The 17250-nt window shown below is 71.0% G+C and carries 16 protein-coding genes; 5 read left to right on the plus strand and 11 right to left on the minus strand.

The genetic code is table 11. From position 1 onward, the window contains the following. Window positions 1-31 precede the first annotated feature (31 nt). Entirely contained in the window at window positions 32-973 is a 942-nt protein-coding gene (locus F4560_RS30930; RefSeq protein ID WP_184926117.1) for an aldo/keto reductase, read from the plus strand. A 74-nt stretch (window positions 974-1047) separates the two neighbouring features. Here F4560_RS30930 and purM read toward each other — a convergent pair whose 3' ends face one another. From purM to F4560_RS30950, 4 genes are all read right to left on the minus strand, one after another. Beyond that, complete coding sequence (gene purM / locus F4560_RS30935; RefSeq protein ID WP_184926118.1) at window positions 1048-2109, minus strand: phosphoribosylformylglycinamidine cyclo-ligase; 1062 nt, start codon at window positions 2107-2109, stop codon at window positions 1048-1050. Between the two features lie 95 nt (window positions 2110-2204). After that, window positions 2205-3737 carry an amidophosphoribosyltransferase gene (gene purF / locus F4560_RS30940; protein WP_184926119.1) on the minus strand — a complete coding sequence of 511 codons (1533 nt, stop codon included), beginning with the start codon at window positions 3735-3737 and terminating at the stop codon, window positions 2205-2207. Window positions 3738-3855: 118 nt separating this feature from the next. Continuing rightward, window positions 3856-4587: a maleylpyruvate isomerase N-terminal domain-containing protein gene (locus F4560_RS30945; RefSeq protein WP_184926120.1), complete on the minus strand. Its 732-nt coding sequence runs from the start codon at window positions 4585-4587 to the stop codon at window positions 3856-3858. Between the two features lie 102 nt (window positions 4588-4689). After that, window positions 4690-5439: a hypothetical protein gene (locus F4560_RS30950; protein ID WP_184926122.1), complete on the minus strand. Its 750-nt coding sequence runs from the start codon at window positions 5437-5439 to the stop codon at window positions 4690-4692. 160 nt (window positions 5440-5599) lie between these two features. On the opposite strand from F4560_RS30950, the gene F4560_RS30955 reads away from it, so the two are divergent. Next, a complete protein-coding gene (locus F4560_RS30955; protein WP_184926124.1) occupies window positions 5600-5914 on the plus strand; it encodes a DUF2563 family protein in 315 nt (104 codons plus the stop codon). Then, the gene (locus F4560_RS30960; RefSeq protein ID WP_184926126.1) at window positions 5911-7893 is read left to right on the plus strand and encodes an alpha/beta hydrolase; all 1983 of its coding nucleotides are present in this window, start codon (window positions 5911-5913) and stop codon (window positions 7891-7893) included. Before F4560_RS30955 ends, F4560_RS30960 begins: the two co-directional genes overlap by 4 nt. Window positions 7894-7897: 4 nt before the next feature. Here the strand turns inward: F4560_RS30960 and F4560_RS30965 are convergent, their stop codons facing one another. From F4560_RS30965 to F4560_RS30990, 6 genes are all read right to left on the minus strand, one after another. Continuing rightward, a complete protein-coding gene (locus F4560_RS30965; RefSeq protein ID WP_184926128.1) occupies window positions 7898-8239 on the minus strand; it encodes a hypothetical protein in 342 nt (113 codons plus the stop codon). Between the two features lie 14 nt (window positions 8240-8253). Then, on the minus strand, window positions 8254-8631 hold the full coding sequence (locus F4560_RS30970; RefSeq protein ID WP_184926130.1) for a sterol carrier family protein: 378 nt from the start codon (window positions 8629-8631) through the stop codon (window positions 8254-8256). Between the two features lie 58 nt (window positions 8632-8689). Continuing rightward, window positions 8690-9496, minus strand: a complete 807-nt coding sequence (locus tag F4560_RS30975; RefSeq protein ID WP_184926132.1) for an ESX secretion-associated protein EspG — start codon at window positions 9494-9496, stop codon at window positions 8690-8692. 73 nt (window positions 9497-9569) lie between these two features. Further along, window positions 9570-10904 carry a PPE domain-containing protein gene (locus F4560_RS30980; protein ID WP_184926133.1) on the minus strand — a complete coding sequence of 445 codons (1335 nt, stop codon included), beginning with the start codon at window positions 10902-10904 and terminating at the stop codon, window positions 9570-9572. A gap of 35 nt (window positions 10905-10939) precedes the next feature. Next, on the minus strand, window positions 10940-11332 hold the full coding sequence (locus F4560_RS30985; protein WP_184926135.1) for a transcriptional regulator: 393 nt from the start codon (window positions 11330-11332) through the stop codon (window positions 10940-10942). A gap of 109 nt (window positions 11333-11441) precedes the next feature. Beyond that, window positions 11442-12029 (minus strand): DUF3558 domain-containing protein, encoded by a 588-nt coding sequence (locus F4560_RS30990; protein ID WP_184926137.1) that lies wholly within the window; start codon window positions 12027-12029, stop codon window positions 11442-11444. Between the two features lie 99 nt (window positions 12030-12128). Between F4560_RS30990 and F4560_RS30995 the strand changes: the two genes are divergently transcribed. Both F4560_RS30995 and F4560_RS31000 read left to right on the plus strand, forming a co-directional pair. Beyond that, a complete protein-coding gene (locus F4560_RS30995) occupies window positions 12129-13976 on the plus strand; it encodes a glycoside hydrolase family 15 protein (RefSeq protein ID WP_312869580.1) in 1848 nt (615 codons plus the stop codon). After that, a complete protein-coding gene (locus F4560_RS31000) occupies window positions 13973-14995 on the plus strand; it encodes an alcohol dehydrogenase catalytic domain-containing protein (protein WP_184926139.1) in 1023 nt (340 codons plus the stop codon). Before F4560_RS30995 ends, F4560_RS31000 begins: the two co-directional genes overlap by 4 nt. 24 nt (window positions 14996-15019) lie before the next feature. Here the strand turns inward: F4560_RS31000 and F4560_RS31005 are convergent, their stop codons facing one another. Then, entirely contained in the window at window positions 15020-17179 is a 2160-nt protein-coding gene (locus F4560_RS31005) for a putative bifunctional diguanylate cyclase/phosphodiesterase (RefSeq protein ID WP_184926141.1), read from the minus strand. Window positions 17180-17250: the final 71 nt, after the last annotated feature.

Consider the following 17250-nt stretch of genomic DNA (forward strand, 5'->3'; position numbering starts at 1 on the left):
TGCCGATCCGAATCGACCTACCGTGACGGACATGATGGACAACCTGGCTCTGGGCGCCATGCTCTTCGGCACGGTTCAGGACGAGCGCCGATCGTTCGAGCTCCTGGACCGCTTCGTGGACGCCGGCGGCGTCTGGATCGACACCGCGAACTGCTACTCGTTCTGGGAGGACCCGACCGGCTTCGGCGGGCAGAGCGAGACCGTGCTCGGGCACTGGCTGGCCGCCCGCCCCGGCGTCCGCGACCACGTCAAGATCAGCACCAAGGTGGGCTGCGAGCCGACCGTGGCCGGGAAGTTCCCGGAAACGGCCGAAGGGCTCTCCGCCGTGGTGATCAAGAACGGCATCGAGGGCAGCCTGCGCCGACTCGGCACGGACCACGTCGACCTGTACTGGGCGCACAAGCCCGACCGCGTCACACCGCTGGAGGAGACGGTCGCCGCCTTCGCCGAGCTGGTGTCCGCGGGCACGGTCGGCCGCCTCGGCTGCTCCAACTACCCCGTGTGGCAGGTCGAACGGGCACGGCAGATCGCGCGGGCCAATGGCGGCGCCGGCTTCACCGTCGTGCAGCAGCACCACACGTACCTGCAACCGCGCCCCGGCACCCGACCGAGCGTGGGGCACCGGTTCGGCGCGGTCACCGACGAGGTCCTCCACTACCTGGAGCACAACGCGGACATGGCGCTGTGGGCGTACACGCCCCTGCTGACCGGCCGGTACACCCGCGCCGACAAGCCGCTGCCGGCGGAGTACGACCACCCCGGCACCGCACGCAGGCTCGCCGTGCTGGACGAGGTCGCCGCCGAGACCGGCACGAACCGCAACCGGGTGGTGTTGGCGTGGCTGACCGGAGGGCACCCGGCCGTGACACCGATCGTCGGCGTCAGCACGGTCGCGCAGCTGGACGAGGCGGTCGCGGCGATGTCGCTGGAGTTGACCGCCGACCAGCGCGACCGCCTCGACGCCGCGGCATGAAATGGGACGGCCTCGGTGATCCGATTGGATCACCGAGGCCGTCTCGTCCCGTCTCGTCTCGTCCCGGAGCGGGACTAGAAGCGGGGGTGGTCGCCGGTCAGGGCGGCGCCCGGCTCGTCCGAGCGGACCACGTCACCCAGCACCCACGCGGGCACGTGGCGGGCGGTGAGCACGGCCAGGGAGCGGTCGACGTCCTCGGGCGCGACCACGGCGACCATGCCGACGCCCATGTTGAACGTCTTCTCCATCTCCTCGCGCTCCACCCGGCCGCGCTGGGCGATCAGGGCGAACACCGGGGCGGGCGTCCAAGTGCCCCGGTTCAGCTCGGCGCGCAGGCCCTGCGGCAGCACGCGGGCCAGGTTGGCGGCCAGGCCACCACCCGTGACGTGCGCGAACGTGCGCACCTCGGCCTCGGCGGCCAGCGCCAGGCAGTCCTTGGCGTAGATCCGGGTCGGCTCCAGCATCTCCTCGCCGAGGGTGCGGCCGAACTCCTCGACGTGACCCTCCAGCGGCATCCGGGCGATCTCCAGCAGCACGTGCCGCGCCAAGGAGTACCCGTTCGAGTGCAGGCCGGACGAGCCCATGGCGATCACCACGTCACCCGCGCGCACCCGGTCCGGGCCGAGCATCGCGGACGCCTCGACCACGCCGACACCCGTGCCGGAGATGTCGTAGTCGTTCGCGCCCATCAGGCCGGGGTGCTCGGCCGTCTCGCCGCCCAGCAGCGCGCACCCCGCCAGCACGCAGCCCTCGGAGATGCCCTTGACCAGCGCCGCGATCTTGTCCGGCACGACCTGGCCGATCGCGATGTAGTCCTGCATGAACAGCGGCTCCGCGCCGCACACCACGAGGTCGTCCACGACCATCGCGACCAGGTCGATGCCGACCGTGTCGTGCTTGTCCATCGCCTGCGCGACCGCGATCTTGGTGCCCACACCGTCCGTGGAGGCCGCGAGCACCGGCTCCTTCCAGCGGTCCAGCTTGAGCTGGAACAGCCCCGCGAAGCCGCCGATGCCGCCGAGCACTTCGGGACGCTGCGCCTTCGCCGCCCACGGCTTGAGCTTCTCCACCGCCTCGTCGCCGGCTTCGATGCTTACCCCAGCTGCGGCGTAGGTCGCCTTCGCGCTGTCCGTCACGTCTCTGTGCTCCACACTTTCAGGGCATCTGTGTTCTTACGGGCGCGGGTACGTGCGCGCACCCGGCTTACCGGCGCTCAGGGCCGTTGCCGCTCTCAGGGCCGTCGCAGAGCGTCTTCGGCACCGTACCCGTTCGTCAGAACAGGGGTGGCCGAGCCCGCGACGCCCCGGATTCCTTCGAGCAGGTGCTTGCCGATGAGCGCGTCGTCGGGCAGCGCGATCGGGTAGTCGCCGTCGAAGCACGCGCAGCAGAGCCGCGTCTTGGGCTGCTCACTGGCCGCGATCAGCTCCTCCAGCGACACGTAGCCCAACGAGTCCGCGCCCACCGAGCGGCGGATGCCGTCGGTGTCCAGGCCGTTCGCGATGAGCTCGGCCCGGGAGGCGAAGTCGATGCCGTAGAAGCACGGCCACTTGACCGGCGGCGACGCGATCCGCACGTGCACTTCGAGCGCGCCGGACTCGCGCAGCATCCGGACCAGCGCGCGCTGCGTGTTGCCGCGGACGATCGAGTCGTCCACCACCACCAGGCGCTTGCCGCGGATGACGTCGCGCAGCGGGTTCAGCTTCAGCCGGATGCCCAGCTGGCGGATGGTCTGCGACGGCTGGATGAACGTGCGGCCCACGTACGCGTTCTTGACCAGGCCCGAGCCGTACGGGATGCCGCTGGCCTGGGCGTACCCGATCGCGGCGGGCGTGCCGGACTCGGGCACCGGGATGACCAGGTCGGCCTCGACCGGGTGCTCCACCGCGAGGCGGCGGCCGATCTCCACGCGGGTGGCGTGCACCGAACGGCCGGCGATCGTGGTGTCCGGGCGGGCCAGGTAGACGTACTCGAAGATGCAGCCCTTGGGCTCGGGGGTGGCGAACCGGCTGGACCGGAGGCCGTTCTCGTCGATCGCGATCAGCTCGCCCGGCTCGACCTCGCGGACGAACGACGCGCCGACGATGTCCAGCGCCGCCGTCTCGCTCGCGACGACCCAGCCGCGCTCAAGCCGGCCCAGCACCAGCGGGCGCACACCCTGCGGGTCACGGGCCGCGTAGAGGGTCGATTCGTCGGAGAACGTGAGGCAGAACGCGCCGCGCAGCGTCGGCAGCAGCTGCAAGGCCGCCTGCTCGATGCCGATGTCGGCGGCCTGCGCGGCGAGCAGCCCGCAGATCAGGTCGGAGTCGGTGGTCGCGCCGTGGCTGGTGTCGACGCCCACCTCGCGGGCGCGGGCCATCAGCTCGGCGGTGTTCACCAGGTTGCCGTTGTGGCCGAGGGACAGGCCGGAACCGGTGGCCGTGGTGCGGAACGTCGGCTGCGCGTTCTCCCACGTGGTGGAACCGGTGGTCGAGTAGCGGCAGTGCCCGACCGCGACGTGACCGCGCAGCGACTGGAGCACCTGCTCGTCGAACACCTGGCTGACCAGGCCGAGGTCCTTGAAGACCACCACCTGGCTGCCGTCGCCGACCGACATGCCGGCGGCTTCCTGGCCGCGGTGCTGGAGGGCGTAGAGGCCGAAGTAGGTGAGCTTGGAGACGTCTTCGCCGGGTGCCCAGACGCCGAACACACCGCATTCTTCGCGGGGTTCACGTTCTTCCTGGGTTTCGGGGTCAGTGCGGCCGGTTTCGGAATGGTCGGTGACCACCGGGGTGCTCCCTAGCGACGAGGGTCGGGGCTGCACCATCGAGTGTACGGCTGATGGGGGTGGTACTACCCCCATCAGCACCCCCGCGACGTGACCAAACGCACCTTCAGCCGGGCCTTCAGTCCAGCTTGAGGGCATACCTGACCTGGTCGTCACCGGTGTGCTTGAGCGGCAGGCGACCCCACAGGCCGTAGTGGACGAGCTGGGCCTCGCCCGAGATCCGGAGGTCCGCCTCCTCGCCCGGCCACGACGACCGCACCTCCGGCACCACGCCGGGCGCGAACGTCACCATCCACGCCTCGGGCACGTCGGTGAGCTGGATGAGGGCGGTGCCCTTCGCGGTCGGCGGCACGTCGGTCGAGTGCTTGGCGGCGAGCAGGGTGGTCAGCGACTCGTCGATGCCGTCCACCGCGAAGTCCGCGTCGCCCGACACCAGCTCGCGCAGGGCCGCCTGGGCGTCCCAGCGGCGCAGGTCGAGCTCGTGCGCGATGCGGCGGTGCCAGACCCACGCCAGGTCCGGCGCGGCGGGGGAGAACGTCCAGGCGGTGCGGTTGCCGGGGACGGCGGGCAGCAGTTCGGCGGCCTTCGCCAGCTGGGCGTCCAGGTACTCCAGCGGCGCCGCGTCGGCCGGTGGGCGGGGCAGGCGCAGCTGCACGGTGCTGCCGGTGCGGAGGTACTCGAGCGACGTCTCCAGGAACCTCCCGACGTGCAGGGTCAGCTCGGTGAACGTCCAGCCGGGGCAGCTCGGCACCTTGGCGGTGGGATCGGCCTTGCCGACCGCCGCCCGGAACATCGCGGCCTGCTCGGTGAAGACCCCGGTCCACCGCTGGGTGGTCCAACCTCCTGGCACGTCCAGCCTCCCGCGTCGCGTCGATCGGTGCGGTCATCGTGCCGCACCGGCCGGCCCCGCGACGCACGAAGCCCGAGATTCGCCCGCTCGGCTCCCGCCCGGTCACCACGGACGTCGACCGGAGATGCCGCCGGGCGCCATGAGGCGCGCTTCGATGTCGTCGAACCACCGCGTGAGCTCACCCGGGGTGAACTCCCACGCTTCGGTGCCCCCGACCGCCGCGTGCACGGCAGTGGGTTCGTCGCAGTCCGCGAGGGAGCCGGCGATCCGCATCGCGTTCCGGACCCCCGGCGACGGGACGAAGTCCTCGGGCGGCCATTCGACGGCCGTGTCGCCGACGGGCAGCGGGTGGTCGACCGAAGGGTCGGCGAAGGCGGTGCCCTGGGCCGTTCGGGGTGACGGGTGGTCGACCGAAGGTTCGGCGAAGGCGGTGCGCTGGGCCGTTCGGGGTGGCGGGTGGTCGACCGAAGGTTCGGCGAAGGCGGTGCGCTGGGCCGTTCGGGGTGGCGGGTGGTCGACCGAAGGTTCGGCGAAGGCGGTGCGCTGGGCCGTTCGGGGTGGCGGGTGGAAGGAGTTCCAGGTGTCGGTGCGCGGGACGTCGAACGCGGGTGTCGCGGGTTGGGCCGAGTAGGCCGGGTACCGGGTGCGCTCGGCTGGCGGTGGTCGGACCGGGAGGCCCACGACGGCGGATTTCCATTGCCGCAAGCGGACTTTCAGCGGCGACGGCGCGCGGTGGCGTGCCCGGCACGTCGTCGGGGTCAGCATGGCGATGAGGAAGTCGAGGACTCTGGCAGTGGCTCGGCGGAGGGCGTGGAGAGCCACGATTTCCGGCGTGGGGACCATCGTTGTCATGTGTCTATGGTCGAACTGGCGTTCGACGCCGGCAAGGTCACCTTCGAGTGATCTCCAACGGGGGAGTTTTTTGGGCCTTTTGGCCAGTGGGGCGTGGGAACCGAAGATGATGAACGCGCGTCGCACTCGAAGCGGCTAGCGGCACGGAGGGTGGGAAATCGTGTTCGGTGTGCAACCAGAGACGCTGCGCGCGGCGTCGAAGCAGTTCCACGACGGCGCGGACGCGGCCGGGGACGGTGCTGAGCTGATCTCGATGCTCAGGCTGGACGCCGACGCGCTGGGGCAGGTGCCGGCGGCGGCGGAGTTCGTCGACGCGCTGGCCAAGTGGTCCGGTGAGCAGTCGGACGACCTGCGCCGCGGCAGCGCCTGGTACCACGACGCCGGTGACGGCCTCACCGAGAACGCCGACACCTACCAGCGCGCGGACGACGACTCGACCAGCTCGTTCCGCGGCATCGAAGGGGGCACGGCGTGAGCTACACCGACCCCGAGGTGCTGTACGGCCAACTGGCCGCTGGCGACGCCGGCCGTGTCGCCGCCGCCGCCGACCCCATCACCGGCGCGATGAGCGCCGTCAGCCGCGCGGGCGAGTCCGTGGCCGGCGGCGGCGCCACCGCGACGTCCAGCTGGCAGGGCGACACGGCGACCGGTTTCGGCGCCCGTGCCGAGCTGTCCGTGAAGTCCGCGACCGTGGCCGGTGAACGGCTCGGCGCGGGTGCGGACATCGTCCAGGCCGCCTCCCGCGCGTACACGCAGATGCGCGGCAGCGCGGACCAGCTGATCGACTTCTGGCGCGGCCGGTCGCCCGCGTTGGACGAGGCGCAGACCCGTGACCTGGCCAACCGCGTCAACCAGCAGCTGAACACCGTCAAGTCGAGCTACGAGGGCGTGCTGCGGCAGTACGCGAGCGCGCTGACCACCGTCCGGCCGGGGTTCGAGGAGACTGCGGGCAAGGACACCGGCTGGAGCACCGCCGTAGCCGCCACCCGCACCAACGCCACCGTGCCCGCGCCGGGGACCGACCCGAAGCAGGTCGCCGCGTGGTGGAAGTCGTTGACGCCGGAGCAGCAGGCCGAGCTGCTCCGCACCAACTTCCAGGAACTCGGCCAACTCCGCGGCCTCCCGTCCGAGGTCCTGGACCAGGCCAACCGCTTGCGCATCGACGATGACATCCAGCGGTTCGGCGAGCAGCGCGACCAGCTCGACGGGCAGATGGCCGAGCGGGCGCGGGAGTTGGGTCTCGACCCGAACAACTCCGACGACATGACCGCGCTCATGAACGACTCGCAGTACGCGTCGCTCAGCGAGCAGCGGCAGGAAGCCGCCACCAAGGCCGAGAACGCCGAGAAGGCCCAGGGCAGCCTTGCGAACGCGCAGGACATCGCCGGGGAAAAGGGTTGGCAAGCGAGCGACGTCCGTGTGCTCGCCTACGACCCGTACGGCCCGCGCGGTGACGGCGGCATGGCGATCGCGTACGGCAACCCGGACACGGCGGACAACCTCGCGGTCTGCGTTCCCGGCACCGGTTCCGACCTGGGCAGCTTCGGCCTGAGCCAGGCGGCGAACCTGCGCGAGCAGATGGGCGCCGACGGCAACGCCACGATCCAGTGGCTCGGCTACGACGCGCCCGGCTGGGCCGTCGGCGAGGTGGACAACCCGGCCCAGGCCCGTGAGGGCGGGGCGAACCTGGTCGCCGACGTCAACGGCTACCGCGCCGCCGCCGAGGCCGCGGGCAACGACCCGCACGTGACCGTGATCGGCCACTCCTACGGCTCCACGACCGTGGGCTATGCGGGCATGAACGGCTTGGCGGCGGACGACATCGCGTTCGTCGGCTCGCCGGGTGTGGGTGCTTCGAACGTCGACCAGCTCTCTGCCGGCCCCGGTCACGTCTACGTCGGCGCCACCGAGCACGACCCGGTCGTGCAGGGCACGAGTTCGGACTGGTTCACCGAGGACGGCTCCTCGACCGGCCCGTACGACGACCGGTTCGGCGCCACGACCTTCGGCACCACCGACGGGACTTCCCTGCTGGGCGCGCACTCGCAGTACTACGCGGAAGGTTCGGAGTCGGTGCAGAACCTCGCCAGGATCGCGACCGGCGACGGCGGGTCGGTGACCCGGCAGGAGTGGGACGAAAACCCGCTCGGCCCGTCGCTGCCCGGCTCGGACATCCCGGTCGTCGGCCCGGCGATCGACCTCGTCAGCGGCACGGCCGTGGGTGCGGCGGACCTGGTGGTCGACGCCGGAACCGGGCTCTACAACGCCGGCGCGGACCTGGTGAACGGCCGCTGGTCCGACGCGGGCAACGGTCTGGTCGACACCGGCACCGAGATCCTCAACGACGCCGGTGACGTGGTCGTCGGCGCCGTCGGTGACGTGACCGAGTTCGGTCGGGACGCGTGGGAGGGCGCCGGCAACGCGTGGGACAGCACCGTCGGGTCCTGGTTCTAGCCGCTCACGGCTTCCGGCACGGCCCGACTTCGGACTCGGGCTCAAGGCCGTCGAGGTTGTTCTTCTCGTCCTGGCGAACCTCGCAGATCACCACGTCACCGACCTTGATCCCCGCCGGGAACTGGTCGATCTCCGCGGACGCCTTGTTCAGCGGCACGAGGGCGTCCGGATCGTCTTGGTCGAGAGCCATCACGACGCGCGGAGGGGAGGTGTGTCCGGGCGTCACCTGTCGCTCAGGAGTGATGCTGGTGACCTTGAACCGGACTTCCTCTTCCCACGAGTTGCTGCAACCGACGAGGAGAGCCCCGGCCGCGAGAACCGCGACACACGCCTTGAGCGCCTTCACACGATCGAGCTTAGCTAGAAGCGGAGGACGGGGAGGAGGGTTGAGAGATCGGCCCTGCTGCCCGACGCGGTGACCCTGGCGGTGTCCAGGGCTTCCGTCCACCCCAACCTGCCCACGGCCAGCTCCAGCCACGTGCGCGGGTCGGTTTCGATCACGTTGGGTGGTGTCCCACGGGTGTGGCGAGGGCCCGCCACGCACTGCACGGCGGCGAACGGCGGCACCCGCACCTCCACGCTGCGGCCCGGGGCGACCTGCTCCAACGTCCGCAACGTCAAGCGCACCGCCGCGGCCAGGACAGGGCGGGACGGCTGGTCCGACTCGCCGGCCAGCCAGGGCAGCACGGCCTCGACCGCGGCGCGCAGTTCGTGGGGGTCGACGGGTTTGGACGGCATCCGCTCAGGTTAACGCCAACGGGCTGTCCATAATGGACAGAACAGGATCAGAACAGGATCAGATCTTCGCGGAACGCACGGCTTCGCCGAGCAGTTCTTCCAGCTGGTGCGCCAGCCGGCGGGAATCGGTCGGGGTGAACGTGCTCCACGGCTCCGACCCGCTCGTCGCACGCCGTTGCTGGAGGTAACGCCCTTCCTCCGTGTCGAAGAACGCGACCACGCGATCCGGTCGGCACCGTTTGCCGTACTTGTCCCGGGCCGCCGCGCCGAAGTTCCCCGTGTGCACGAGACCGGTGAACATCTTCACCAGCGTGACGGCGTCCTCCTGCCGCACCCCGAACTCCCGCAACGAGTTCTCCAGGCTCTTCGGCGAACCGTCGGACTTCTTGACCGCCGCTTCCAGATCGGCGCTGGGCATCGTCACCGAGTGCCCGGTCCCGGCCGGGTGCGCGGGCAGCGCGCCCAGCACGGCCGACGGCAGGCCACCGCCCGCCGCGCGCCTGAACGTCAACCGGTTGTCCGTCAACGTGGCCACCGCGCCGAAGTCGCCGTTCGCCACGGCCAGCACCCGCACGCTCTTGCCGATCCACACGCGACCGTCGAGCTCGCGCTCGGGCCGGGAGAACAGGCGCAGCAGGTAGTCCAGCTCCGGGTGCAGGCCGGTCGGCCCGCCGAGCCCCCGCGCGCCGATGTTCGCCCACACGCGCCGTTCCAGCTCGGCGCGCTCCTGGTGGGTCTTGCCGGGCGAGGGCACCTTGATGACCAGCGGCATCTGCCCGAGGTCCAGGCGCTCCCAGAGCACGTCGAACTCCTCGGCGGCGAGCTCGATCGGCTCCCGCTCGGCAGGCCCCCCGAAATACGTCACCCGATATCCCCGTCCCCTGAACACCGGACGACGGGCCCGCGCCGGAATCGACGCGAGCCCGTCCTCCGGACGATCACTGCTGCGGCGCTTCGCCGATCACCGGCGGCGCGACGAGCCGGTCGTCGCCGAACACGTCGTTCGTCTCGACCAGGTAGTCGGCTGCCTTGTGCTCGATGTCGTCCTCGCCGTTGCCGCCCTGGGCGCCGGCCATGCCACCGGCCATGCCCGCGCCGCCCGCACCCGGACGACCGGCGGCGCCGGGGCCACCCGCGCCGGGACCGAACCCGCCGGGACCCGCCACACCACCGCGACCGGGCAGACCGGCCGGGTTACTGGCGCCGGGCATACCGCCGGGACCACCGGGCATTCCGGGCATACCACCCGGCATACCGGGACGCATGCCGTTGGGACCACCGGGGCCACCGGGCATGCCCGGCATACCGGGACGCGGACCGTTCGGCACACCCGGACGCGGACCCTGGACAGGCCCGGTCGGAACCCTCGGCGGGACCTGCGGGCCGGTGGTCGGGGGCTTCGGCGGGGTCCAGGCCGGTGGCGGGAACGCCATGGGCGGCTTGGCGGTCGGGACGGGCTGGTTCACCGGCGGCGTGAACGTCGGTGGAGGCGTCGGCGGCGTGCCGGTCGGCGGGGGCGCCCACGAGGTGTGGGTGGTGCCGCCCGGCGTGCCGGGGATCTGGTTGACCGGGGCGACGGGCGTGCCGGTCGGCGGGGGCGCCCACGACGTGTTCGTGGTGCCACCCTTGTCGCTCGGCGACGTCCACGTCGGCGTGTTGTTGTAGCTCGCGCTCGTGTTGTTGTACTCGCCCGCGCCCGCCGGCGGCGGAGTGTCGACCACGACCTTCGGCGGCGGGACGAACTTGCCCAGCGTGTCGGCGTTCCACTCGCTGCTGGACTGGTAGTTGTTCATCACCTCGACGGCCTTGGCCTCGGCGTTGTCCTGCGCCGCTTCCTGCCGCTCGTGGTCCTGCTGCTGCTGGATGACGTGCATCATGCCGACCGGACCGGTCAGCCCGCCGACGATCGCGTCACCGATGGACGGCGCCTCGGTCGTCACCGGCAGCGGCTCGGGCATCTCCTTGCGGGCGTTCGCGATGTAGTCCGCCTGCAACTGGGCGGACGTCTCCATCGTGCTGGAACCCTGCTGGGCGTCCTCCGCCCACGCAGCGAGCGGCGACAGCGTGGCCGTCGTGGTGTCGGCGGCGTCGCCTTCCCAGCTCGCGCCGAGCTTGGCGAGCCCTTCCTTGATCGAGACGTCGATCTCGCCCAGGGCCTCGGACAACCCCTTCCAGGAGTCCTCCAGCGGCCGGGACGCGGCAACGCCCGGACCCTCGTTGATCATGCGGTGCAGATCGGGGTGGGCATACCCGCGCCAGCGGTGGTCACCCATAGTGCTCGCCCCCCTCGGGTGCGTAGGTCAGCAGGTCAGCCGTTGTGGACGCGTCCCCAGGACGCGGTGTTGTCGCCTTCGACGCGCCGGTAATCGGCTTCGATGGCGGTGAGCTGGTCGACCACGCCCTTGAGCTGCTCGCGGTACGCCTTGAGCGCCACCACGCCGGCCGTGTCACCGGACTGGAAAGTGTCCTGGTTGAACCGCTCGGCGGTCTCGTTGCTCACCGGGTCGCCTGCCCAGGGCCTGGCCTGGAGCTGCGTCATCGCATCGGAGAGCTTCGTGTCGAGCTGGTCCAACGCCCTGACGAACACCTCACGCGCGGCCGGGATCGCCGACGGATCGATGCTGAGCTTCCGCTGCGCACCGGCGTAGTCGGGCAGCGTCGTCGGCGTCGATCCTCCGCCACCACCATCCGCGATGAACACGGCACACCCCTCCTCAGTGCTGCACATACCCCAGCGTGTGCATCTGGGATGACTTTAGCTCTGATGTACGACACGAGTGAGCGGTTCCCTCTGCAAAGGGGAAAGTTTTCTACTTGCTCACATTGGCCACGACGGCCGCCGCGACCGGCTGGACGACCTGGCACAGCGTCGTCATGTCGGTCTCGCCCACGCTGCTCGCCCGCACGTCGACCACCTGGCCGTCGGAGACGTCCACCGCGACGGAGCAGGAGACGCCGAGCTCGGTGGTCGACTCGGTCATCAGCGCGGGGAAGCCGCCGACCTCCAGCTTCGTCACCTTGCCCGCGGACTTGGCGTAGTCGTCGACGCCCGCGGTGGAGTCGGTGATGAGGCCGACGAAGTACTTCCGGTCGTCGCGGCTGATCGTGCAGCTCTCTTTGTCCGGCACGCCACCCGGCTGCGGCGGCCGGTCCAGGCCGAACTCCAAGCGCTGCGGCTCAGTCAGCAGCGTGCACGGGTCGACGGCCTCGATGTTGATCGTCTTCGGGCGCTTGACCGGCTCTTTCGAGGTCGAGGACGAGGACGGCCTGCCCGACTTGGACGTCTGGCCGGCGGTGGTCGTCGGCGTCGAACCACCGGCGTTGGCGTTCCCGTCCGTGGATTGCGAGCAGCCCCCGAGCAGGGCCAGAGCGGCGATGAGCGGCACGACACGGCGCATGGGGCCTAACGTATCGGATCGACGTCACCCGTAAGACGACTTGCGGACAACGCGCTCGACAGCGCGCACGGTCAAACGCGGGTACGTAGCCTCGGCGAGGTGGGAGACACAGGACCTGGACGGATCGAGGATTACGCGCTGCTGTCGGATCTGCGGACGGCGGCACTGGTGGGGCTGGACGGGTCGATCGACTGGCTGTGCATGCCGCGGTTCGACTCGCCGTCCTGCTTCTCGCGGTTGCTGGGCACCGAGGACGACGGGCACTGGCGGATCGCGCCGACGGGCGAGGTGGTCTCGGTGCGACGGTCCTACCGGGACGGCAGCCTCGTGCTGGAGACGGAGTTCGAGACCGTCGACGGCGTGGTGCGCCTGATCGACACGATGCCGCCCGAGCAGGAGCACTGGGACGCCGACACGCGCGTGGTGCGGGTGCTGGAGGGCGTGTCGGGGCAGGTCGAGATGTCGATGCGGTGGGTGCTGCGGTTCGCCTACGCCGACTCGGTGCCGTGGGTGCGGCGCGGTGAACGGGACGGTCAGGAGTGCATCGTCGCCCTCGCCGGACCGTCGGCGGTGGCGCTCTACGGCGACCGGCTGCCGTTCCGGGTGCAGGGCCAACGGGCGCACGAGGCGGTGTTCACCATCTCCGCCGGCCAACGACTGTCCTGGGTGATGGAGTTCGCCTACTCGCCCGACGAGCCGCCCGCGCCGGTGGACGCGGTGGCCGAGGTGGCGCGGTCGGAGGCGTTCTGGCTGGCCTGGTCCTCGAAGATCGGGTACGACGGGCCGCACGCGGACGTCGTGCACCGGTCGCTGATCACGTTGAAGGGCCTGACGTACGCGCCGACGGGCGGGATCGTGGCCGCGCCGACGACGTCGCTGCCGGAGACGTTCGGCGGCGAGCGCAACTGGGACTACCGGTACTGCTGGCTGCGCGACGCGACGTTCACCTTGCTGGCGTTGGACAACTTCGGCTGCACGGACGAGGCCGCGGCGTGGCGGAAGTGGCTGCTGCGTGCCGTGGCGGGTGACCCGGCGGACCTCCAGATCATGTACGGCATCGGCGGCGAGCGGCACCTGGTCGAGTGGGAGGTCGACTGGCTGCCGGGGTACCGGGGCGCGAAGCCCGTGCGGGTCGGGAACGCGGCCTACCGGCAGTTGCAGCTGGACGTCTACGGCGAGGTGATGGACGCGCTGCACCTGGCACGGGAGCGCGGGCTGGGTGAGACGCCGGACTCGTGGGCGATGCAGCGCGGCATGATGCGGCACCTGGAGAAGGTGTGGGAGCAGCCCGACAAGGGGTTGTGGGAGGTGCGCGGGCCGGACCGGCACTTCACCCACTCCCGGGTGATGTTGTGGGTGGCGTTCGACCGGGCGGTGCGGGCGGTGGAGGAGTTCGACCTGCCGGGTCCGGTGGAGCGGTGGCGCGAGCTGCGCGACGTGGTGCACGCCGAGGTGCTGGCGAAGGGCTGGAACGCCTCGCTGGGCGCGTTCACCCAGTACTACGGCGGCACGGCGTTGGACGCGGCCACGTTGCTGATCCCGGCGGTGGGCTTCCTGCCGGGTGACGATCCGCGGGTCGTCGGCACGATGGACGCGATCGCCGGTGTGCTCAAGCGGGGCGATCTGGTCGACCGGTACGAGACGGAGGTCGGCGAGTCCGAAGTGGACGGGTTGGCCGGTGTCGAGGGAAGCTTCCTGGCGTGCTCGTTCTGGTACGTCGACGCGCTCGCGTTGGCCGGGCGGCGCGAGGAGGCGGTGGCGATGTACGACCGGCTCGTGGATCTGTGCAACGACGTGGGGTTGTTGGCCGAGGAGTACGACGCGGATACCGGGCGGATGTGCGGCAACTTCCCGCAGGCGTTCAGCCACCTGGCCCTGGTGAACAGCGCGGCCGTGCTGTTCGGCGGCCACACCCGTGACGAGCGGCACCGGGGCGGGGCGGCGTGAGGGCGGCGGAGGTCGTGCCGGGCAAGCCGGAGGCGTGCCGGGTGGTGGACCGCGAGGATCCCGACCGCCCGGACGAGCTGCTGGTCGAGGGCCTGCTGGTCGGCATGTGCGGCACCGACGTGGAGATCATCCGGGACGGTTTCGGTTGGCTGCCGCCGGGCCGGGACGCCATCGTGCCGTTCCACGAGTCGCTGGGCCGGGTGATCAGCAGCCCGACGCCGGACTTCGCGCCCGGTGACCTGGTCGCCGGTGTGGTGCGCCGGCCGGACCCGGAGCCGTGCCCGGCGTGCGCCGTGGACGCGTGGGACTTCTGCCGCAACGGCAAGTACACCGAGCGCGGCATCAAGGAGATCGACGGCTACGGCATGCAGCGCTGGACCGTGCCGCCCAAGTTCGCGATCAAGCTGGACCCGACGCTCGGCGACGCCGGTGTGCTGACGGAGCCCGCGTCCGTGGTGGCGAAGGCGTGGGCTCAGGCGTCGGCGGTCGCCGCGCGGTCCCACCTGCCGGTGCGCTCCGTGTTGATCACCGGCGCCGGGCCGATCGGGCTGCTGGCGGCGTTGCTGGGCGTGCAGCGCGGTCTGGAGGTGCACGTGGTCGACCGGGTCACCGAAGGCCGCAAACCGGACCTGGTCACCACGTTGGGCGCGACGTACTACTCCGACCTGGCCAAGGTCACGGCCGAGGTGGACGTGGCCATCGAGTGCACCGGGGTGGCCCAGCTGATCTGGGAGTGCACGCGCCGGGCGTCCGTCACGGTGCTGGCGGGCATCTCCGGCGAGCACGACCCCGTGCCGCTGGACCCGAGCGTGTTCGACGGGATGGTGCTGGGCAACAAGACGATCGTCGGCACGGTCAACGCGGGCCTGCCCGACTACGTCGCGGCGGCCGAGGCGCTGTCCGACGCCAGCCGGCCGTGGCTGAACGGCCTGATCACGCGGCGGGTGACGTTGGACCGGTTCACCGACGCGCTGGTGCGGGAGAAGGACGACGTGAAGGTGGTCGTGGACCTGGCCTAGCGGCCTGGCGGCCCGGCGTTCCGCTCAACGGCGCAGCAGTTCGTCGATCGACTCCGGCTTCATGGGCTTGGCGAAGAACCAGCCCTGGCCGGTGTCGCAGCCGAGCCGGTGCAGGCGCTTCGCCTGCGCCGGCGTCTCCACGCCCTCCGCGGTGACGCCGAGCTGCAACGCGTGGGCCAGCTGCACCAGCGTGGACACGATCTGGACGTCCACCGCGTCCTCTTCGTCCGCCGCACGCAGGCCTTCCATGAACGAGCCCGCGATCTTCAGCTCGTGCACCGGCAGGTGCTTCAGGTACGCCAGGTTCGAGTAGCCGGTGCCGAAGTCGTCGATCGCGATCCGCACGCCCATGTCCGACAACGCCCGCAAGGCCTCCAGCGGCTCGTCGGCGGTGCCCATGATCGCGCTCTCGGTCAGTTCGAGTTGCAGCTGGTGCGGCGGCAGGGCGCACTCGTCCAGGATCCGCTTCACGTCCCGCACCAGCTCCGGGTCGCGGGACTGGCGCACCGCCAGGTTGACGCTGACGAACGGCGCGGACTCGCCGAACTCCGCCCGCCACCGCTGCGCCTGCTCGCACGCGCGCCGCAGCACCCACCGTCCCAAGGGGACGATCAGCCCGGTCTCCTCGGCCAGCTCGATGAACCGGTCCGGCGCGAGCCGCCCGAACTCCGGGTGCTGCCAGCGCACCAGGGCTTCCACGCCCACCACTTTGCTGTCGTCGAGCCGCACCAACGGCTGGTAGTCCACGTAGAACTCGTCCCGCTCCAACGCCGCCGGCATGGTCGCGGACAGCGTGAACCGGGCGACCTCCTTGGCGTTGCGCTCGGGGTTGTACAGGGCCCAGCGCGACTTGCCGTCCGCCTTCGCCCAATACAGCGTGATGTCCGCGTCGCGCATCAGGTCGGCGGCCGTGGTGCCGGACAGCGCGCGCTCCACGATGCCGATCGACGCCGACACGGTCAGCTCGTGCCCGCCGATCCGGATCGGCGACTCCAGCTCCCGCAGCACCCGGTCGGCGACGTTGACGATGTCCTGGGTGTCCTTCGAACCCTCCACCAGGATGACGAACTCGTCCCCGCCCATCCGCGCGACCAGCTTGCCCTCACCGGACACCGAGTGGTCCAGCCGCCGGCCGACCTCGACCAGCAGCTGGTCGCCGATGTCGTGGCCGAGGCTGTCGTTGATCACCTTGAACCCGTCCAGGTCCAGGTAGCAGAGGCCCGCGCGGTGGCGTGCCTTGTTGTTGAACACGCGGCCGAGGCGTTCCAGGAACAGCGCCCGGTTCGGCAGACCGGTCAGCGGGTCGTGCAACGCCTGGTAGCGCAGCCGGTTCTGCAACAGGTGGCGGTCGGTGACGTCCTCGATCATCGCCACCTGGTACTGCGGGTCGCCGTGGTCGTCGCGCACGAGCGACAGGGTCAGGTGCGTCCACACCTGCTCGCCGTCGGCCCGGCGGAACCGCTTCTCGGCCCGGTAGTGGTCGCACTCGCCCGCGGTGAGCTGGTCGTACAGCCGCCAGACGCTGCCGCCGTCCTCCGGGTGCATCAGGTCGCGGATGTTGTACTGCCGCATCTCCTCGACGCTGAACCCGAGCATGTCCTGCAACGCCTGGTTCACGTCCAGGATGCGGCCCTCGATGTCGGCGATGCCGATGCCGATGGCCGCCTCGGTGAACATCGCCCGGAACCGCGCCTCGGACGCGCGCAGAGCGGCTTCGGCCTGGTCACGGGCGTCCAGCACGGCCGCGCGGATCGCCTCCTGCTCGGCCAGCGTCCGTTCACGCAGGGCACGCGCGTACCCGGCGGCCAACGCGCCTTGCAGCGCCGCCAGGCGGGACCGCATCAGCTCGTCGGGCCGGATGCCCAGCTCGCCCAGCAGGTCGTCGCCGAGCAGCTGCACGGTGCGGCCCAGCGTGTCCGTGCCGGTGAAGTGCGCCTCGACCAGGCGTGCGCCGATCTCGTACCCGGGCGCGGTGCGGAACGGGGTGGCGTGCAGCGCGTGCACCAGCACCTCGGTCAACGCCTGGAGGTGGTCGGCGACCTCGGCCCTGGTCATCGGCACGTAGCTGCTGCCGATCACCGCGGTGGCCCAGGTGCGGGCGAAGGCCTCCGCCCCGGCCAGTACGGCGGGGTCGAGGTTCGATCGGCCCGGTGCTGCCACCCGATGGTCAACCTGTTCCGTCATGTCCGCCGGCCTACCGCCACAACCGAGAGGATACGGCCGGTCGCCGACCGGGGTCGACAGCGGCGTTCCCG

Origin of the sequence: Saccharothrix ecbatanensis, from assembly GCF_014205015.1 — a bacterium.
Classification (GTDB): domain Bacteria; phylum Actinomycetota; class Actinomycetes; order Mycobacteriales; family Pseudonocardiaceae; genus Actinosynnema; species Actinosynnema ecbatanense.